This window comes from Nitrosomonas sp., from assembly GCF_019752095.1.
Classification (GTDB): Bacteria; Pseudomonadota; Gammaproteobacteria; order Burkholderiales; family Nitrosomonadaceae; genus Nitrosomonas.
The window spans coordinates 296,160-315,469 of sequence record NZ_JAIEMO010000003.1; the positions used below are offsets into that span (position 1 = coordinate 296,160).

The following is a 19,310-nucleotide window of genomic DNA, read 5'->3' on the forward strand; positions in this document are numbered from 1 at the left end:
ATTAAGCCTCGCGTGTGATTAATCGTGCGATGTGAACTTGCTTACGTTCCGGCCATACTCTTGACCATGAACCGGCATTTGCCAAGTCGTTGCTGGCAGCAGTATTGCCTGGACCACCCGATGGCGCGGTGCCAACATATGCGCAACCAGCCGGATGAATAATCCATTCCCAACGGTGGTGTAACGTTTCCATACCAGCACCGTTACCAGCTGCGGCAACGCGATCAGATTCAAGCGGAACCTTTGGCAAACCTTGCCCGAATCGGAAACTACCGCGCCCGAAAAGCCAGGATTCAAAAACACCCGAACTTGCAGGCATGGAATCATCGACGATTACGATCATCCCGTTAAATACTGGAATGTTATAAACACCCAGGGAATCAGGGATCATGTCGATGAGATTGTTCTTCTGCATGCGGCCATAAACAATGGAATGAACGCTAATGAGGCCAAGCTCATCCATGCTATCGCCCATGGTCAATTTGGCATCAATCACTGCTTCTGCGGATAAATTTGTAACACCATCACTATAAGACGAACCGCTAATGTCCACGGTCATGTCGTTTTGAGTGTGTGTATCTGTTCCGGTAGGACTCGCCGCGTTATCCGCCAACAATCCTTTAACAGTAGCGATAAACGTGCTTTGCAACCGTCGATTTTTATAATCAGCCACACGATTAACAACTGAGAGCATTGGATCGGCACCAGCCAGATCACCTGCCAAATCCATCGATGACCATGATTTGTTTCGAGACAAGCGCACTTGTATTTCTTTCGATGTTGATACTTTTGAAGGAGTGGCTAACACTGCTTCGTTATCAGAAGAAACGTTGTCATCATCATCTGGCAAATCCCGGAATGATGGCTCGTTGAAGGTATTACCGCCACCCAACAATACTGAATCCAACTGAGCGTCAGGAACGAGGATTCCTGATTGAATCAGGCGTGATTTAACAGTAGTTTGTTGTTGGACGTACGGCAGGAATATTTCTGGTTTGACGAGATCAGCTACTTTGGTAATAGCCATTTTGACGGCCTCCTAATTGCTTAAAGTTTGAACTCGAAGCAGGCTCACTTAGGAGACACTGGCTTCACGGAAAATGAATGCATCTCATGATGCGTGAAGCACTTCTGCCAGCTGAGTCATCTCATCACGATCAAACTCAACCAACCGATTCGCTGTAAATATTAATACTGTTTTTTTAATTTATCAATATATTTCATGTGTTGATTATTATTTATTCGTTTTTCTTATGGTTTGAGGTTGATATTTATTGACATATTATTGTCACAAGTGTATGATTATAAACATAAGTTAATCATTTTTACTTAAAAACTAAGAGTTACCGGCTTGACGGATTCAAGAATTAATCGGCCTAATGAATTTAGGCAAAGATTTTAAAAAAGCTCTAATCTGGGAATTAAAAAATATAGCTTTCCGACCCGGCGGATCCGGGTATCCACTTGGAGAAATACATGAAAACATCAACAGCTCACACACTGGCAGAAATTCAAGACACCAACCAGGATTTTGAATGGTATCCAACAACAAATGAAATCATCGATGAGTTTCACAATCACGCCAAACAGTTTGAAATAAAAAGCTTGCTGGATATTGGGGCAGGAAATGGAAAGGTGCTCAACCGCTTCAAGGAATTGAATACCACCATTCCGGAGCGCGATCAGCCAGAGTGTTTCGCGATTGAGAAATCCCGGCCATTGCTGGATAGCATGGATATGGAGATAGGCATTCTTGGAACTGACTTTTGGGAGCAATCGCTACTCGATAAATCGGTTGAGTGCATATTCACCAATCCACCATATAGCGAATTCATTGATTGGACAGTCAAGGTAATAAGGGAGGCGAATGCCAACTATATTTATTTGGTTTTGCCGCAACGATGGAAAGAACAGAAGAAAATTATTGATGCCCTGGAAAAACGAAAGGCAGGACACAAAGTAATCGGAGAGTTTGATTTCTTAAACTCAGAAGATCGTCAGGCAAGAGCAAAGGTTGATCTTATCTTCGTTTGGCTATGTCACGATGACTTTTTAACCAATAGATACCGGTACCGTAGAGATATTCAAAATCAGACAGACCCATTTGAACAGTGGGTTTGTGAGTTTTTCGCCCTGGATGGAAAGCAAGCTGATAAATCCAGCGACTATGCCAAAGAATTCGCGAGCACCGAAAGCCGCAAGAAAAAGCTTGAACAATCTATAGTGGCAGGCGGCAATATGATTGAAACTCTTGATGAGCTTTACCGCGAAGAAATGGGATTTCTGATATCCAATTACCAGAAGGTATGCTCTCTCGATGCGGCCTTATTTGAGGAACTGAACATTTCTGTAACCTCAGTTATTGGCTCGATCAAGACGCGGATCAATGGATTGAAAAACGCCTATTGGAAAGAATTATTCACAAATTATTCTCCGCTTACATCCAGGCTTACCGCTCAAAGCAGAAGAAACTTTTCTGAAAGCATCAACCGAAAAACCAATATAGATTTCACTTGCTCGAACGCCTACGCGATAACGGTTTGGGCAATCAAGAACGCGGACGCTTACCTTGATAAGCAGATGATTGATACGTTCGATAATCTGGTAAGCAAAGCGTGTGTAATTAATTACAAATCCAACCAACGGGTATTCGCTGATAACCGTTGGAGCTATCTGCACAACAAAGAAGAAAACACTCACTTCAAACTTGATTACCGGCTTGTGGTGACTCACGGATGTTCATTAGGCAAAAACTGGGGTAGCAGAGGTGGATTGAGCGAATCAGGAGCAAATTTCATTGAAGATATTTTAGTGGTCGCTCGGAACCTCGGATTTCATACCGATGAAAGTATCGCGCACCATGATTTTGTGGCCGGACAGAAAGAGGAATTTTACTGCATCAATAAATCTGGCAAGGAAGTCAAGTTGATGGAAGTTCGCGTTTATATGAACGGAAATACTCACATCAAATTCAACCAAGCTTTCATGCTGGCATTCAATGTTGAAGTTGGTAGATTGCGCGGGTGGATTCACAACGCCCAACAAGCAGCTGCCGAAATGGATGAGAAGGTTGAAAACGTGGCTGAGCATTTCAATACTTCATACTCGCTTCGGGATGATAGCAATGTAGCGGGGTTATTAACCTCCAAAGCCGCATGATATTTGTTGTTAATATTCAGTTACTTATATTGACATTCTTAAAAATAAGTGTAGAATATCAATAAGTTACAAAACTAAATAACAAAAGCCAAATCAGGGCGCAACCCGAAATGGCTTTCTAATCAAACTCAATACAAGGGGTATTAAGAATGACTACTACCAATATACAGTTCTCCACACTACTTAGCAATGCAGTAGACCAGCCCGGTATCATCAGCGAAGCATATTCAGCCTTTCATAATTACAGCCTGGGCAATGTAATGGCAGCAGCGTTCCAATGCGCTGCCAGAGGAATAAAACTCGGACCGATCGCAAGTTACAAAGCATGGACAGAAAAAGGCCGGCAGGTCAAAAAGGGAGAAAAAGCAATCGCTCTGTGCATGCCCATTACCATGAAAAGCGAGAAGGAAAACAAATCAACCGGCGAGACTGAAGAGCATGTTTTTTCCCGGTTTGTTTGGAAAAATAACTGGTTCGTGCTTTGGCAAACTGAGGGCGAGGATTTTGCGAATGAGATTCCGGTCCCATCCTGGGACAGAGAATTGGCATTGAAAGCGCTGGGAATAACTGAGGGAACATTCGATCACTACAATGGAAATTGTCAGGGATATGCTTCCGGCACATCGATCGCAATCAATCCCCTTGCTCAATATCCACACAAAACACGCTTTCACGAATTAGCGCATGTAGTTTTGGGGCATACCCTAGAACACACCATGACTGACCACGATACAACGCCTCAAGACATACGTGAAGTTGAAGCAGAATCGGTAGCGTACATTTTGTGCAGTTTGTTGGGTTTACCCGGATTAGACGAATCTCGGGGTTATATCCAACACTGGCTAAGAAGCTGTGAAATTCAGGAAAAGTCAGCTCAGAAGATTTTCAGCGCAGCTGACAAGATCATGAAAGCCGGACAAGTTAAAAAGGACTAAATATTATGAATAAGGACGAATTAAGGCAGGTGTGGCTTAGTACTCAGCATGTAATGAGTGAACCTGATTACATGATGGAAGATGGTCGCCACTCGCACGATGTGGCATCAGAAGAAATGGAAAAAGCAGCTGATCAATACAACCTTGATAACGACAACAAATAGTAAGGAGAATAAATCATGAAAATTAAATTCTTAGCAGATCCCGGTCACGGCTGGGCGAAGGTAAAAAGAGCGCTCTTGATTGAGCTAGGTATCGAGAAAGAAATCTCTGCCTATTCATACCAGCTTGGCGAATGGGTTTACCTGGAAGAAGATTGCGACTTGTCGCTATTCCTTAAAACAATCAATGAAAAGGGAGTGAAGGTTGAATTTTCCGATCATCTCGCCAGAACACAATCAAAAGTACGCAGTTATCAATCATTCCGATCCATTACGGCCCAACAGGTGAAACCATGAAATATTATCTACTATCAATATTAACCAGGTGCGGTGAGTTTGAATTTTACAAAGATGTATCGATTAAAGTCGAGTCAGACGATGATGTTAGTAAAGCAGCGAGAAAAGTTGTATGTGATTGGTATGATGATGGTGATCCAGGTGGACGTGACGGACCAGATGCCGACGGAGTGTATTGGTATGATAATGGGAATGATGTCCGTTGCGACAGGATAACGGAAATATCAAAATCCGAGTACGAAATATTTCAAAAATATTCTATTTAACTTGTTGTTTCTATTGCTTTTATTGTAATTCTCTGTATAATGAACATATCAACTAATTAAACAGATAACCGGCCAGGAGGATCCTGGCAGCTAACAGGAGAAAACGATGGAAAAAAAATTGTCACCACACGCAGCAGCAGCCCAAGCAATCCGCTCAGAGCTCAAAAAATTAGGCGTCAAAGCCAAAGTAACCAGCGAACGATTCTCAATGGGTAACGCAGTAACCGTATATCTGGAAGATATCAATCCGGCTATGATGGAAGCAATAAAAGAAATCACCAGTAAGTACCAGTTTGGGACATTCAGGGCAATGGAAGATTATTACGATATGAACAACATAATCCAAGGGCTCCCGCAGGTGAAATATGTCCATATCAGCAATCGTCCATCGGCGGCAATGAAGGATAAGATTTCCCAGGCATTACTTGCAACAAAGTACCCAGGGTTTGAAAAAGCAGGACCTTTCGATGCAAGCGAATTAGTTCACAACTATTTTCGCAATGCACAATTCTGGAAAGAACACCTAGCAGCCTAATTCAATCGTAGAACGGGCCGGGACGCACCCGGCATTTATAGGAGAATCACAATGAGAGTAAGCCCAAAAACCATCCAAGCATTAACCCTTTTCGTTCCTAAGAAAGATGTCCGACCATACCTTCTAAACATAAATTTCGAGCTGCAATTGGAAAGAACGATACTCACGGCCACTAATGGCCACGTTCTATTGTCAATATGCATCGATGAGCCGAATGAGAAGGAAGATACTTTCAAGATCCCGCCTGGTTCATTTCCCAAATCGGAAATTGATTATGAAGTAACGCGCGGTGAGGATGGAAAAGTTTATGTGACCAATGGCCTGATGAAAGCGGAGGTGCCACAGGATGAATATAGATATCCAGATTTTCGCCGAGTTATTCCATCAAAGCCAGCTGACGAAATTAAGCATAAAAGCTACGATCCTGAATATTTGATGTTATTCAAAAAGGCTTCCAAGCTTTTAGGCGGTTCTCAATATCCGGTTATCCATCCGAATGATATTGTGGATATCGGTTTGGCCATTGTTGTAGGCGTTCAAATGCCGCTTAGAATGACGAATGACAAAGGGGTTAATGTTTATACCAATAATGTTTCACCGGCATGGCTGGAAGTGCCTCAAAAGCAACCGGCTAAAGTCGTTGAGAATGTTGAGCATAAAGAAGCGGCATAGCGCAATAACCATCACATCACAGGGGCGAAAGCCCCTTTTATTTCAAGGATGAAGCAAATGGATGAAAAGGAAGATCCACCGCCACCGCAGGAAGAGAAAAAATCTTATCTCCATGTCGAGTGCAAACCAGCTGAAAAGGGCAAGTATATTCAGGCCGCGCGCCGGAAGAATTTGAAGTTGAATGCCTGGATTCTTGAGACTTTGAATGCAGCAATTAAAAGTGATTAATTTACCGCCCAAGGAAAAAATAATGAAATATTCTTTTGCTGTTATCTCAACCGTTTTAATCGTTGGATTATTTGACCTCATTGACGTCGAATTCACCAAGGTTGAATGTAAACCAGATTACACCATAACGGAATGCTTCAGAGAATATAGGATTGCCTATTATGACTATAAGATCCGTTCTTACCGCTCCAAATATTGGAATCTGGTTGATCAAAAGCACAAGAAAAAAGATTATTGGGAAGGTTCGGTAATGAGATAATTACGCATGTATATCATAAACTTATATTGACTATATAACTATATTGTTATATGATATACTTACTATGAACGGTAAACATATTATTAAGAAATTGCAGGCAGAGGGATGGAAGCTTAGTCACATCAATGGCAGTCATCACATGATGGAGAAAGGTGGGTACATAGTACCAGTTCCGGTTCACGGCACTAAGGACGTTCCCATTGGAACATTATTATCAATCCAAAGATTATCGGGGGTTAAATTAAAATGAATACACTTTATCCGGCAATATTTGAACCTCAAGAACCATCGGGATTTCATGTGCAGTTTGTGGATATGGAAAACGTATTTACTTGTGGCGAAACAATCGAAGAATGCTTATTTAACGCTGCGGAAGTTTTAACAGGAATGATGGAATGTTTTCTTGAAAATGGAACGGACATCCCCCGCCCCTCCGAAAACGTTGAAGGAGCCTATTACATCGCTCCGGAAGTCAAAGTTCAGTCTGCCCTTTTGGTGCGATGGGCAAGGGGTGATAGGTCATTAGCTGATATTGCCCGTGCTATCGATTCATCCTGGCCGGTTGCTCAGCGCTTAGAAAACCCCCATCACTGGCCTACCTTAAAGCAGCTTGATAAAGCCGCAGCTGCATTAGGTAAAAAGCTGGTTTTGTCTTTGGAGTAAGTGATTTGAGAAATTGGTAGATTTGCTCAAAGAATTTGAAAGACAGGACAAAAAATGAAAGAAGTATCCGAAAGAATGAATTTGAAATTCGGTGAGGTAGAAGGCGCGTATGTTATTTTCAGCGTAAGAAACATAAATGAGGGTATGAGGGTTTCGTTTTACAACTTAACTCAAATTTACTCAAAATTTAACCTTTATGAAGAAGGCAGCACAGATTATCGCAAAGCAGCGCAAATTCTGCATGATTTTTGTTTAACTGCTAATGAGGATACAGGTTACACGGTATCAGTTTGGTTTGATAATTAGTTAAACTAAATGCAAGTACAAATTATTAAAGGGCGCACTCAGCGCCCTTCCGTTTTATATTACACTCAGATTATCAAGCCGCTTTAGGTTGTGGCTTCATCCCGCCAACAGTAGTACCCGCAGACCGCGCCATTTGATCAGCACGTTTAGGATCTTGTGAGTGAACCTCTGCCTGTTTGGTCAAGTTCCACCCGGTAGCACTCCATGGGTTTTCGCCACCTAAGTTACCTCCACCCTCAGAACCAAATGAATTACCCGATTGACTACCTGGCCACCAGTATCGTTTTTTTTGTTGCATCTCGGTCAACCATACGGTTGGATCTAGGCCAGGTGTAACGCCAACCTGATCCTTTGTTACTACCCGGCCATCTTCGGTAAGGTCCATCATGGCGTCGGCATACATCAAAACATCATCATAAGCTTCCGGCATCATTTTTGACGCGATTGCAGCCTCTCGAACCTTGTCATGTATTGTTCTACGTTTTTCTCGGGCAGAGAAATCATTCACCTGAGTTTGTGCGGCTTCGAGCTGAGTTTTTAACTGATCCCGTTCTCTTTCTACCGGCGCCAGCTTCGTGCGTAATCGCCCTTCCACCATTTCATTGATTCTGGTTTCATCGATCTTTCCGGATGCTGCCGCTTCCAGCTCTGATACTCGATCGAGCTGGGATAGAATGTCAACCGGATCCTTATCACCCAGCACAGCATATTTGTCTTTCGTGGCTTTATGATCCTTGCGCTCCTTCGCCAATGACGTGGTTAAGACGTCAAGATCAGTCTGTGTTTTCATACCCTCCACACCGGTAAGCAGATACGATCCGTCCGATTGCTGGGTGTACAGCGAATGAAAATGTTCTTCTAGCCCGTCAAGATTTGGTATTTTGATTTTCAGTGCCATTTGCGTCGTCTCCTAGTTTAAAAATTTACTAACATCCAATCCCGCGCGCTCGAAAGCTGCCGCGTCCCGCTGCGCGATTTCTTTAAGCGTGAGAGTTGTTCCGTCCACATCGATAAATCTGTCAAGCGTCAGATTTCCTTTGCTGAATAATTCGGCTCTTGTTTTCCCCAAGGTATCCAATTGGAAATCCGCTGACTGCGTTTTAAGCCAGTCGTTGTAATTCAATTTGGCCGGTACCGGGCCCACCAATTCACGGATTCTTTTCCTTGCCCATTCGTCATAATCGCCTTTGGTACCATAAGGCAAATCATCACGTTTTTTGATTGATCCAAGATCATTCTTCTCGGCATATTCCTTGACCAGCAATCTTTCAGTAACCGGCTTGGCTGGCCGCACACCGATATCCTGGTTGATATACATCACACGAGCTGACCGGCAACCGATGTGAATTGGAGGATATGGTCCCTCCCCTGGCTTGAATGTCTGGCCGTCCAATCCCTTGCATTGCATCGTGGTTCTGCCATCGAGCATGGCCACATACTCTTCAAGTTCGATTATCTCCGCATTCATCAAACCGACTTCGCGCCGGGCATTCCCGTTAATATGTTGAATAGCCGTGCGCACCATCATATTCACTGAATCTCGGGTAAGCCGCGTAATACCGTCTGTGCCTTTGGCTTTAACCGTCCCGAATACTTGGCGCGCTATTTCTTTTGTGTCAGTGCCTGTAGTTAATCCTGTGCCGATTATTTTATTAATCCGAGTAATATCTTTATCCGCATAATCCTTGACCCAATCCTTCAGCAGCTTGCCCTCATATGGCCTTGAGGTAACGATCGATTTCAACGTTTCCGGGCTCGGTACAACCGTATCAATAATGACCGGCGATATGCTCGTGATTAAAAGGGTGTAGAACTTTGATTCCTGTTCCACAAATGAAAGCGCTTCCTCAGAGAGCAATGTGCCGGCTGAACTCCAGGCATCAGATCTGATTTCCTTGATAACTTTCTGCAGCCTGGTCAATCGCTCCCAATCTGAACTTGTTACCACTCGTGAAGAGTCCCCGTATTTGTTGAGTAATTTTCCGGCGATTTCGTCCTCAGTCTGATCAAGCAATTCGTTGATCTTGTTTCTGATGCCAGCCGCATAGCGCAGAACGTAGGTTTGATGGCGCAGCGCCGCATCGTACATTTGCTGATTAGCGGTCTCCATCGGTTCCCGTTCTCATTGGCACATCATCTTCCCCAGCAATTGCGGTAATCTCTTCATCAATGGTTTTGTCCGTCAATCCACCTTCTCTCATTCGCTCATGAATGGTTTCTTGTGAAATTGGCGCCCCCATGGTTTTCGCTGTCATCATGTCGATGACATCCTTGGCAGTAATGGATACGTCCCCGAATTCAGTAAACGGTGTCACGATTACTTCATCCGGATTCAGGCTCATCCACTCAGCCATCATTTTGAGGATGGTTTCCAATGCTGCGCATGATGTTTTGGCAATCTGGGTAATGCTTGCAGTTTGAGAATCCTTGCGCGCTATCAATGCTTCGCCACTCTCGGATGATTTCTTATCCAGCAACTTGAGCGCGATTTCCTCGGCTCTTTTGTAGTCGTTTTCCAGCGCTAACCTTTCTTCTGTCAACCCCTGGGAATTCACGCCGATGAATTTGGCATCGCCGCCTATGCTGACATCCAGCACTGCACCGGCTCCAGTTCTGACGGCTTCGTTCTCGTTTTCAATAGTTCTCATATGACCGATACGAACCAGGGTATCTTGCGATTGCATGTATAAGTGATAGCGATAATTGGCTTCTGATCGATAGATCCCCAAAACCTCATTAACCAGGCCTATAAATGGCGGAAGATCGGGTTTAGTCAATGAATCCTTGGTGTTGATAAAAACGAAGGGGATTTTTTCCAGCGACTTTCCGATCAACTGGACTGGCCTTAATTGTGTGGAATCAAATATGTCTTCAAATACGCCGGTTTGATAAACGGATTTGCCCGATTCATTAACGGACAATATGCATACCCGAAACATTTCCTTGGTAGTCCACTGAAGTTCTGAATCAAGTGTGGTTTGGGGCTCATATAACACAACCATTTTAAGATTGGCCACCGTTCCGGATTCCAGAATCCCCTCATCCCAATTCGTAACAGACTCAGCGTTGAACAAGGAAATGTAAGGCAAATCCGTGTTTTCATCGACATCAAGCAATAACCCCAGACGTCCGGGGATAAGCTGCTCTTCATTGATTCTGCGTAAAAGTCCGTAAACGGTTTCACCCTGACGTGTAATTTTCTGCAGTATGGGCTCCATTTTCTTGGGAACCTGAATCACCGGATCTTCCTTGTGCATTACGCCGAGCGTATTTTCAACAGCTTGTTTGAAAAGGTCAGGGAATCTCGCACCCTCGATATACTTTTCATAAGAAGCTCGGCCTTTGTCGCCTTTTCCCATCCCATCCAGAACCTGTGCAACGGTTGGTTTGAGATAAATGCTTTCTTTTCCCTTCACAACCCGCTCACCCAAATAAAAATCCCGTGCCATCAAAATATCGGGTAGAGAATTGTCGTAATCCGGATGTGTGTTTTTTACGCTCATGGTTTTAGGTCCCGTGTGTGGTTGCTTGTCTGATGATGTGAAGCACTGGCATTTCGTAGGCGATTGGATATCCAAATGCATCATTTCCGTGATCGAATCCGCCTTTCTTGTCCGGCTCGCCGTTATCGTCATATGCCTGTTTCTCAAGACAACTGGCAGTATCTGGGCATTCTTTCGCATTTACCCATACCTTTTGTTTTGAGAAAGCGACATTGACCGCATTCACCCGATCTTTAACGAACGGATTTGAAGCGTGCGCGCGAACCTCAAACCCTGCAGCAAGCAATAATTTGATATCGCTGGTTGCTGCTCCGGTGGTATTGCGGCTTGCCCCAGAAGCATCAGGATAGATGATGTGCCTGAAGTTAGAAGCTTTTGGCCACTTCTCGGCAATCACTCGAATCATTGCAGGCGTGTCGAAGATATCCTTTAATTCTGCGACGCAATGAAAGCCGTTAGATCGTTGAACGAAAATTCTAGCCGCCATTTTCTGCACGTTAAAATCCATGCCGATTATGAGAACTTCACCTCGCGGATTAATTATTTCGTTTGAATTGTTCGTGACGCGGTTGTAGTTACGATAGACGGTGCCGGATTTGAGATTGACGAATTGACCATCCACATATGCCAAAGCAAGTTCAAGTGTGTACGATTCAATCATTGACGGTATGTAATCGTCAGGCAGATTGATTTCGTTTTCGTAGGTGCTGGCTTGAATTAAACAGTAATTGTTTGAGAGTTCAGGTTTTGCAATAACATCCTCGACAAAAAGCTTATGAGTTGCCAAAAAGCCTTCCGGTGTTGTAGTAACGTCGATGCCATTCCTCAATCCTCCAATCTTGAAACGCATCCGGGCAATAACACGCTTCCATACCAACAAAGCTTTCATCAAGGGCAAGGTATCAAACTCATCTATCAAAGCATGGCCGATCTTAAAACCAATTATTTTTCCGGGGTCATCCATGGAACGGCATATTGAAGTCCCGTAATACCAGCGGCCAATAAAGAAATGAACCTCTTTATTCGATTGGTTTATCTGTACACGGAAACCAAAATTGTAAGCAACCTCTTCAATTGTAGGATAGAAAATATCCCTGATCATTGGGTAACTTGGAGCAAAGTACCCAGCATTAATCTGTGGGTGTTCTCTGAAATGTGAGCACATTGCCATCCCGCCCACGTATGTCTTGCCGCTTCCATACCCAGCGACAAAAGCCCGGAATTTGTGCGGCATGCGCAGAAATTGGCTTTGAGGTCTATTAGCCTTAAGATCAAGCTTTTCTTCAAGTGTCGCTAGGTTTGCGCCCATCGTATTCCTTGATTACCACTTTCGCTGCTGGTGGTTTTTCATCCGGCAAATCGGAACTTTTATCAGACCATCCTCCTTGAGTTTTAAGAAAGAAAATTTGCGCCGTGATATCTCCCCCCCGAGCTTTAGAGACAAGTGAGTTAGCGACCGAAAGAACGGCCTGCGCTTTTCCTTTTTTATAGCGGCTCATCGCAAGAGGCTGACGATCTAAAATGCGTTTAAATGTTGCTGGAGCGATCATAAAAAAATCCGCTATTTGCGGTATTGTTAAAAAGGATGCCAATGCTTCAAGTTGCTCAATTTGCTTATCATCTAAAACCTTCGGCGGCTTGGGATTGAATGCCTTGGCCATTTTCTTCTATTGTTCATTTGTTTCAACAGCAGCCGATTCTTTCTCGATTTCTTCTAACCTTTCCAGAGTGAGTTGCGCCATCGTGCGAAGTGCAACCGCAGAATTGTGAATATTCATTACTTTTTTTGTTTGCGTCACGGCCTCAAAGAATTGATCAAAATCATCTATTTTTCCGCACAAATTGACAGATTCTTGTTTTTTTCCGATGTTTTTTACCAGTTCCATAAACACATCCATTTCTTCAGGCAGAAAGAGCAAGTTCAACTGTTGATATTTTGGTGCACCCACTGAGAGTGTGCTGATATCCAACTCTTCAACTTTAAAAATGTCATCTGTGAGTCCGGAATATTCTTTGAGAAACGAATCCAGACTGTCGTAATACTCCTGCAGCAAGCTAAGATTATCTTGACCAGCAATGGCGTTGTGGCTCAGTGCGATCGCTTTTTTCTCGGATTCAGTCAGCGGGCTAATAATTTCGATTACATCAGCCTCAATTATTCCGGCGGCAATAGCAGCCTGTACGCGATGATTCCCCGATAAAACTTCGTTTTGGTAAATCAGGGGCGCGCTGGTCAGCACCCCATCATTCTCAAGATTTTTCACCAGGCGCTTGAATTGCGCAGGCGTCATATAGCGAGGGTTACCTTCAAGGAGCTTCAGTTTAGTTAAATCGGTTTTGTATGTTTTTGTCTGGATCATTTGTTGTATTTGTTGAACCATTCGATGTAAATCTGTTAAGGGGATTGGTTTCTTACTGGGGAGTGATAATTAAGAAAACCTTCTTTGCGCGAGTAAAGATTCCAGATTCCGCGATATTTCATTGATACTGGTTTTTCAGTGAAAACCGTAGTGCAAAGCTGCTTAAACTTGAGTAATGTCCTGCGCTCTATCTCTGAAACAATATCTTTTGATGTGGCGATCATCGCTATGAGTTTGGATAAGCGATTGTTACGCGATACTGAAAAGTCCGAAAGAACATACAGACTTTCAATGTCTCCGTATTTTGATAATGAAAGGATTATTCCACCGGCCAGCTTGCCATCGATAAACACGCAATAATTGAACATTCCCGACACATGAGATATTCGTTTTGCAAGATATACGTTTTTCAGGAAGGTCATTTGCGCCGAGTCCATCCGCGTGACATTTACTATGCTTTTTGCCGTGGCCGTGGCAGGGTCAAACTCTTGATATTTGAATTGCCGGCTTGTTTGAGATTTGCGTCTGAAAGATGAACGCTCAATATTATTGACGTAAAGATATATTGGCTTATTGGTGTTGCTGAGAAATTTTCCGCCGCATTTTAGGTTTTCCATTTCCTGATCACCATAAACGCAAAAACTTATGTCCCTGTCCATTAATTCGAGCAGAAATCGGTCAAGTGTTTTGGGGTCAAATATCGCGTACTCCGGTGGTACCCAGGAAATATTCTCGCTCACGAATTTAAATATTCGCTCGTATCCGCCTTTATAGGTTGGAGGAAAGGCAATGACGATATCTGTTTCGGGCCGCGCTTTTTTCGCCTGCTCTATAAAATCACCAGGCGTAAAACTGGCTATGGGCAATTTATCGAGAAGTCTTTGAATCGATTCCTTAGCCTTCTGATGGAAGATTCCAAAATTCTGAATAATGTGCTTTTGATGGATCTGGTTATATTCGTTCTTGGATGAGAATTTTGCAATCTGCATTGATGCAGCGATTGATGCTACACGATCAATGAACCCGCACCCATTACGGCTAGTTAAATACTCTTCAACGAATGCAAGCTTGTTAATAAACTCGAATTTCACTGTCTCGTTCACTGCCAGCTGGCCGATAGATACTGAAAGAATGTTCACGTCATTGGAATGCACCTTGAGCTTTTCATAGGTGCTGGAAATGCTTGAATCCACCCTGAAAGAACCCGAGCAAAGCACCCATGCATTGTTATAGTTTTCAAAGTCAACTATGTGGTGCATCTGCAACATAACATCTTTCGGAACGGAGCCAATAAACATGAATAAATGTGTTAAATCAAGTAGTTATATAATATAATAAACCTTCGTAGTTAATTTAAATCACAAAGGAGAAAGTAATGAAAACATCAAGCTTGAGAACATATAAAGGCCCAGGAAGAATTGTTATATCCAGATCTACCCGTGGTATTTCCCCCGCCGGATATCGTGTATTTAAAACCTTGGCACCTGGCGATTACTTCAGAACAGCAACCAAAGAGGAATACACAAAGCTTTTTACTGCGCAGTTGGCTGCACTTGATCCGGTTGAAATATGGGAAAAACTGCATGACTTGGCTGGAGGCGTTGAACCAGTATTGCTGTGCTATGAAGTTCCACCATTTACTGAAGAGAATTGGTGTCATCGTCGAATGGTTGCTGATTGGTTTAACAAGGAACTTGGCCATAATGTTGACGAACTTTGAAACGATCATAACAACAAGCCATTGAGGAAATATTGGAGCGCGAGGATTGGATTTGAACCATCCAGAAACAAGGGGTACTTGCTTGCCTGCCATTTCTCGCGCGTTTTTATTATTATATGAATTATTGATAGAAATGCAACAATACATGAGAAATACTAATAATTGATTTGGGCAAATTTTTTTAGAAGAAATCATCACGCCACCTGCAAATCCAATTCCCGCACTATCACAACCACGCCGGGAGTATCAGCGTACCGCTTGCGTTTTTTAACCTCTACCGCTTGAACATCGTCTTTCCAAACTACGCCATTCATTCCATCGAATATAGCTTTTTCAACGTTATCAATATCGGGTTTCTTGGTTGCTGCAACTTCCCCGCGCACCGCAGCAGCTTTACGTTTCAATGACCATGAAGCAGGAATTTTGACTCTTATATCCAGCTCAACAGCCACAGCACCAAGAAACAAGCCGCGCCCGGCCATAGCAACCATTGCCGCATGCGCGATCAACCCCTCATAGTTAGCTGTTTTCTCCGGAGTGTATAGGGTGATAAATTTCCCTCTTTTGGCTGCGCGCGCCCTTCCTTTACCGACCGGATCCCCTGGTACAACAAAATGCAGATCTGGATTAATCTTCACAATTAGCCCTCAAATGCAGACATGGTGCAAAAACCTCAATCCTGGCCCTTAATGGCTCACCTGGTAATAGAGGGAGAATCTCGACTGACGTCACATTTTCTAATTCCTCACCTTTGCAATAAACTTGTGTGTTCCATGAATAACCTTCGGAAACGATCAGAAGATTGTCTTTCTGATAAATCATTTCATCTTTGGATTTAGCACCCTCAATTTGCTCATGTATCCTTATTCTCACCATATGCAGCATGCGACCATAATCAGTTCCGTTGATTATCAATTTCAAACTCCCTGTATGAAATGATTTGAAAAATCTTTTTCATTATTCGTCATATTTATTGTGCATACCTGAAATACGCATCTAGTTTTTATGCCTACTAGTTTCGGTATGCACACCCATCATTTACTCAAAATCTCCATACCTTCCATAAGCTTGGTGTTGAATGAAATTGGCTTTAAATTCTTCGGCAAATAAAGCGGATGCGCCGGATAGCCTTCCTTTGTCAATCTCAAGCACATCAATTTATCCCCCAATATCTGCTTCACTTTTTCCGCGCGTCTATGATGTACGCCGTGCGTTCCCCAGGCCGCTATAATCACGCCGGCATTTTTGGCTACATCGATGAGCATTTCATCGTTCTCCGGTCCTACCGGATCACTCACCGCTTTCATGACTTGCGGATCCGTTGCTCGGTACCCAAAAATATTGGTCATGCATAATGCAGAAAAACCCCATTCTTTCGAGAAATTAATGCACCGTCTCACCGTTGGATCGTCTTGCAATTCGTCAGCCGTTGAGGGATTCAAACCGATAAACATTGCATACCCGGCACCACCTATCCAGTTACGCCACAAGGTGTATCGGTATGTGCGGCAAGGTGAGAATATGCAGCCGGTTTTAACAGTGGTCATTAATTAAGATCCAAATTCAGTTGTTAAAAATTGTTTAATAACTCAACTGACGAGAAATATTTATCAGTTCGATGTTGGTGGCCGGTACTGATCTTCCGGCATAACAGATCCCAAGTTACCGTCGCGACCGGCTACTATCTGCTTAAGGTCTTGCGCATCAGCCTACGCATTCACCAACAAGGAAAGAGGCTGTGTTAAGCAAACCGGATTTAGACACCTTCTGACTCGGCACCGGCACACGCGAATACCACATTCGCCCTTGTCTCTTCCGCCGACTGGTTAGGTCGAACCGTATTGGTCAGCTATCGCTCACTGCCCCTTTCCTTGTTTGCCCTAGTCTTTCCGAGGCGTCATGTTGGTGTTGCGCAGACCCAGTCACACCTAGACCATCACCAACAAGTCATGAATACTCTAAGTTGCTTGTGATTTAATCTAATAGATAAATCCTTAAAATATTCATGCTTGTGGGCCCTACACTAAAGCAGTAGGTGCATTGACTACTGTTGAGTATCTTTTCCTGCCGTGGTTGATATGGAAAGAATATTTCTCTTCCGCTTTTTTCCTAGCTTCAACAGCTTGAGTTAATTTTTTAAAAGCGCCCAAGTGAATATATTTCCTATTAACATAAATCATTGATATCCATTTACTGACTTTTTTTGACCACAGTACCCCAGTAATACCGCTCTTATTATTGATTTGTAATTTATGATTTCTTGAATTTTCTAACGATGAAACTCTGCGGATGTTTAACCAAGAATTGTCTATCCCATCACCATTGACATGATCCACTTGTTCTTCAGGAAATTCGCCAGTCATATAAACAAAAGCCAATCTGTGCGCATAATATTTCTTATTCCTAATTCTAATTTTTACGTAGAAATATCCTGGCGATACTTCAGTAATGCATCCTGCTTTTTTATTGGTTGCTATCCAGGTGAAATTTCCGGTTGAAAGATCATACCGAAGAATTTTCTTTAACATTTCTTGCGTTATTTCTGACATAAATTCATTCTCATTTATTAATTCTCCCTGGCTTTGCCATATCCTTTCAGTAACCAGGAAACCGTATTTCACTTCTTTACCTTCTTGCTTTCCCGCGCCAGAAGTTCAGCGTTAATCCCATCAGCCAACCCATCCCCAAAATTTTCACGCCATGATTCAATGCACTTAAGCTTATATTCATCAGTGACGCATCTTTCGATGAAGTCAGCGCCTTGCTGCACTGTTGGCGCTATTCCCTCGTCCACAATTTAAAATATTCCATGCTCTTGCTGCCACCGCTGGAACTTGCCCGTTTCCAATTGCGACAGTTCTGTCCATCCTATTGGCCAACCCATTACTATCTCTAAGAATCCAGGATTCGGGTATACAGTTTTCTCCGCCTTGCTGTACTTCGCTAACCACTCGCGCAATGTCAGACCATTGTGTTGAGCGTGGTTGATGCGCCTTTGCACTTGATACGGAGTTGATCCTTTGTAATCTGTAGCCGTTGGTGTTGGCAACAAGCCAGAAACGTTTCCGATTGTGACAAAGCCCGGCGTCGCTCGCTCCCATAATTCCCCATTTCGCATCAAACCCCATGCAGGCAAGGTCACTAAGGATTCTGACAAGTCCTCGGGAAACAAGGAGTGGTGTATTCTCCACGAACACGAATCTCGGTCGAACTTCACCGATGATGCGCGCCATATGTTTCCACATTCCGGATTGTTCTCCGTCAATTCCGACTCCCTTACCGGCAACACTGATGTCCTGACATGGAAACCCTCCAGATATGACATCAACAATTCCTTTCCACGGTTTTCCGTCAAAATTTTGCACGTCAGACCATATCGGGAAAGGTTCGAGGATTCCATTGTTTTGTCTCTGTGCCAAAACTTGTGCTGCGTAGGCATTACGTTCAACTGCGCAGACTGTTCTCCAACCGAGTAACTTTCCCCCGAGTATTCCTCCACCAGCGCCTGCGAAAATAGCCAACTCATTCATTTATGTCCCGTTATTTAACTTTAATGCGTTAACCTTTATTAACGCCGATTCTTATGTAAGGTTGGTTAAACCGCGCTACCTGATCCACCAATGCCGCGCTTTCTGACCACATAAATCACCAGTAGCAACCCGATTAAAAGCATCCAGTAAGTTTCGGGCTCCGGTACCGGGGCAATTTCAATATTCGTAAAAATCGCCATATGATCATTGAAGTCCAAATCTCCGCCGCCCCGGATATCTTCAAATCCAATCAGCACAACGCTTGTACCATCGGGAAGTTGAAATGCTGACGCGAACACATGATTCAAACCGTCCGAATTGCTCTCCGGATTTGACCAAAAGAAGTCTCCGGTCGTAATCACTTGCAGGACAGGGATGAAGTAATCCCCAGCATGGAATTCACCCAGGCTTTTGAAATCCCCCATAGATGCTTGCTGATTTGAGAAAACACTGAAAGGTAGTTGATGCTCACCTTTGCCGATGAATGCCAGGAAATTGCTCTCATAATCGGCACTTGAACCAGCAAAATACGCATTGACCGGACCATCATTTTTAACCGTGAAACTGACGGCTTGAACGGAGAATGTTACGAAAAACAGTGCAATTGCCAACAGATATGATTTCATTTTTAAAATCCTTATTTATGTCCCGTTATTTAACTTTAATGCGTTAACCTTTATTAACGCCGATTCTTATGTAAGGTTGGTTAAACCGCG

27 protein-coding genes are annotated in these 19,310 nt (G+C 43.4%); 13 read left to right on the forward strand and 14 right to left on the reverse strand.

Translation table 11 applies throughout. The annotated features are described in order from the left end of the window. Position 1 precedes the first annotated feature (1 nt). The gene (locus tag K2Q13_RS01625; protein ID WP_292918900.1) at positions 2-1,027 is read right to left on the reverse strand and encodes a hypothetical protein; all 1,026 of its coding nucleotides are present in this window, start codon (positions 1,025-1,027) and stop codon (positions 2-4) included. Positions 1,028-1,476: 449 nt separating this feature from the next. Between K2Q13_RS01625 and K2Q13_RS01630 the strand changes: the two genes are divergently transcribed. The 12 genes from K2Q13_RS01630 to K2Q13_RS01685 all read left to right on the forward strand — a co-directional run bounded on the left by K2Q13_RS01630 (position 1,477) and on the right by K2Q13_RS01685 (position 7,481). Next, positions 1,477-3,159 carry a DUF4942 domain-containing protein gene (locus tag K2Q13_RS01630; RefSeq protein ID WP_292918901.1) on the forward strand — a complete coding sequence of 561 codons (1,683 nt, stop codon included), beginning with the start codon at positions 1,477-1,479 and terminating at the stop codon, positions 3,157-3,159. Positions 3,160-3,308: 149 nt separating this feature from the next. After that, positions 3,309-4,094, forward strand: a complete 786-nt coding sequence (locus tag K2Q13_RS01635) for an ArdC-like ssDNA-binding domain-containing protein (RefSeq protein ID WP_292918902.1) — start codon at positions 3,309-3,311, stop codon at positions 4,092-4,094. A gap of 5 nt (positions 4,095-4,099) precedes the next feature. Further along, positions 4,100-4,258, forward strand: a complete 159-nt coding sequence (locus K2Q13_RS01640) for a hypothetical protein (RefSeq protein WP_292918903.1) — start codon at positions 4,100-4,102, stop codon at positions 4,256-4,258. A 15-nt stretch (positions 4,259-4,273) separates the two neighbouring features. Beyond that, a complete protein-coding gene (locus K2Q13_RS01645; protein ID WP_292918904.1) occupies positions 4,274-4,552 on the forward strand; it encodes a hypothetical protein in 279 nt (92 codons plus the stop codon). After that, positions 4,549-4,818: a hypothetical protein gene (locus K2Q13_RS01650; RefSeq protein WP_292918905.1), complete on the forward strand. Its 270-nt coding sequence runs from the start codon at positions 4,549-4,551 to the stop codon at positions 4,816-4,818. The genes K2Q13_RS01645 and K2Q13_RS01650 overlap by 4 nt, the downstream gene beginning before the upstream one ends. A 106-nt stretch (positions 4,819-4,924) precedes the next feature. Beyond that, on the forward strand, positions 4,925-5,353 hold the full coding sequence (locus tag K2Q13_RS01655; protein WP_292918906.1) for a hypothetical protein: 429 nt from the start codon (positions 4,925-4,927) through the stop codon (positions 5,351-5,353). Between the two features lie 51 nt (positions 5,354-5,404). Beyond that, entirely contained in the window at positions 5,405-6,025 is a 621-nt protein-coding gene (locus K2Q13_RS01660; RefSeq protein WP_292918907.1) for a hypothetical protein, read from the forward strand. A 57-nt stretch (positions 6,026-6,082) separates the two neighbouring features. Next, a complete protein-coding gene (locus K2Q13_RS01665; protein ID WP_292918908.1) occupies positions 6,083-6,253 on the forward strand; it encodes a hypothetical protein in 171 nt (56 codons plus the stop codon). Continuing rightward, complete coding sequence (locus K2Q13_RS01670; RefSeq protein WP_292918909.1) at positions 6,231-6,512, forward strand: hypothetical protein; 282 nt, start codon at positions 6,231-6,233, stop codon at positions 6,510-6,512. The genes K2Q13_RS01665 and K2Q13_RS01670 overlap by 23 nt, the downstream gene beginning before the upstream one ends. A 64-nt stretch (positions 6,513-6,576) precedes the next feature. Then, positions 6,577-6,762, forward strand: a complete 186-nt coding sequence (locus tag K2Q13_RS01675; RefSeq protein ID WP_292918910.1) for a type II toxin-antitoxin system HicA family toxin — start codon at positions 6,577-6,579, stop codon at positions 6,760-6,762. Continuing rightward, positions 6,759-7,175 carry a type II toxin-antitoxin system HicB family antitoxin gene (locus tag K2Q13_RS01680; RefSeq protein ID WP_292918911.1) on the forward strand — a complete coding sequence of 139 codons (417 nt, stop codon included), beginning with the start codon at positions 6,759-6,761 and terminating at the stop codon, positions 7,173-7,175. The genes K2Q13_RS01675 and K2Q13_RS01680 overlap by 4 nt, the downstream gene beginning before the upstream one ends. 54 nt (positions 7,176-7,229) lie before the next feature. Continuing rightward, positions 7,230-7,481: a hypothetical protein gene (locus tag K2Q13_RS01685; protein WP_292918912.1), complete on the forward strand. Its 252-nt coding sequence runs from the start codon at positions 7,230-7,232 to the stop codon at positions 7,479-7,481. 73 nt (positions 7,482-7,554) lie between these two features. Here the strand turns inward: K2Q13_RS01685 and K2Q13_RS01690 are convergent, their stop codons facing one another. The 7 genes from K2Q13_RS01690 to K2Q13_RS01720 are packed head-to-tail and all read right to left on the reverse strand — an operon-like array spanning position 7,555 to position 14,642. After that, on the reverse strand, positions 7,555-8,379 hold the full coding sequence (locus K2Q13_RS01690; protein ID WP_292918913.1) for a hypothetical protein: 825 nt from the start codon (positions 8,377-8,379) through the stop codon (positions 7,555-7,557). 12 nt (positions 8,380-8,391) lie between these two features. Next, positions 8,392-9,591 (reverse strand): phage minor head protein, encoded by a 1,200-nt coding sequence (locus tag K2Q13_RS01695; protein WP_292918914.1) that lies wholly within the window; start codon positions 9,589-9,591, stop codon positions 8,392-8,394. Then, on the reverse strand, positions 9,578-10,984 hold the full coding sequence (locus K2Q13_RS01700) for a DUF4055 domain-containing protein (RefSeq protein ID WP_292918915.1): 1,407 nt from the start codon (positions 10,982-10,984) through the stop codon (positions 9,578-9,580). Before K2Q13_RS01700 ends, K2Q13_RS01695 begins: the two co-directional genes overlap by 14 nt. Positions 10,985-10,988: 4 nt before the next feature. Then, positions 10,989-12,293 (reverse strand): terminase family protein, encoded by a 1,305-nt coding sequence (locus K2Q13_RS01705; protein ID WP_292918916.1) that lies wholly within the window; start codon positions 12,291-12,293, stop codon positions 10,989-10,991. Further along, positions 12,268-12,645 (reverse strand): hypothetical protein, encoded by a 378-nt coding sequence (locus K2Q13_RS01710; protein WP_292918917.1) that lies wholly within the window; start codon positions 12,643-12,645, stop codon positions 12,268-12,270. Before K2Q13_RS01710 ends, K2Q13_RS01705 begins: the two co-directional genes overlap by 26 nt. Positions 12,646-12,651: 6 nt before the next feature. Further along, positions 12,652-13,365, reverse strand: coding sequence for a ParB N-terminal domain-containing protein (locus tag K2Q13_RS01715; RefSeq protein WP_292918918.1), 714 nt, complete (start codon positions 13,363-13,365; stop codon positions 12,652-12,654). 14 nt (positions 13,366-13,379) lie between these two features. Further along, entirely contained in the window at positions 13,380-14,642 is a 1,263-nt protein-coding gene (locus K2Q13_RS01720) for a hypothetical protein (RefSeq protein WP_292918919.1), read from the reverse strand. 77 nt (positions 14,643-14,719) lie between these two features. On the opposite strand from K2Q13_RS01720, the gene K2Q13_RS01725 reads away from it, so the two are divergent. Next, positions 14,720-15,064: a hypothetical protein gene (locus K2Q13_RS01725; protein ID WP_292918920.1), complete on the forward strand. Its 345-nt coding sequence runs from the start codon at positions 14,720-14,722 to the stop codon at positions 15,062-15,064. A gap of 194 nt (positions 15,065-15,258) precedes the next feature. Here K2Q13_RS01725 and K2Q13_RS01730 read toward each other — a convergent pair whose 3' ends face one another. The 6 genes from K2Q13_RS01730 to K2Q13_RS01755 form a co-directional block, all read right to left on the reverse strand. Then, complete coding sequence (locus K2Q13_RS01730; RefSeq protein WP_292918921.1) at positions 15,259-15,702, reverse strand: RusA family crossover junction endodeoxyribonuclease; 444 nt, start codon at positions 15,700-15,702, stop codon at positions 15,259-15,261. Next, positions 15,692-15,979 (reverse strand): hypothetical protein, encoded by a 288-nt coding sequence (locus K2Q13_RS01735; protein ID WP_292918922.1) that lies wholly within the window; start codon positions 15,977-15,979, stop codon positions 15,692-15,694. Before K2Q13_RS01735 ends, K2Q13_RS01730 begins: the two co-directional genes overlap by 11 nt. A gap of 119 nt (positions 15,980-16,098) precedes the next feature. Further along, entirely contained in the window at positions 16,099-16,611 is a 513-nt protein-coding gene (locus K2Q13_RS01740; RefSeq protein ID WP_292918923.1) for a DUF1643 domain-containing protein, read from the reverse strand. 471 nt (positions 16,612-17,082) lie between these two features. Then, the gene (locus K2Q13_RS01745; RefSeq protein ID WP_292918924.1) at positions 17,083-17,685 is read right to left on the reverse strand and encodes an HNH endonuclease; all 603 of its coding nucleotides are present in this window, start codon (positions 17,683-17,685) and stop codon (positions 17,083-17,085) included. 132 nt (positions 17,686-17,817) lie between these two features. Then, positions 17,818-18,594 carry a DNA cytosine methyltransferase gene (locus K2Q13_RS01750; protein WP_292918925.1) on the reverse strand — a complete coding sequence of 259 codons (777 nt, stop codon included), beginning with the start codon at positions 18,592-18,594 and terminating at the stop codon, positions 17,818-17,820. Positions 18,595-18,659: 65 nt separating this feature from the next. Beyond that, positions 18,660-19,220 carry a DUF4114 domain-containing protein gene (locus tag K2Q13_RS01755; protein ID WP_292918926.1) on the reverse strand — a complete coding sequence of 187 codons (561 nt, stop codon included), beginning with the start codon at positions 19,218-19,220 and terminating at the stop codon, positions 18,660-18,662. Between the last annotated feature and the right edge of the window lie 90 nt (positions 19,221-19,310).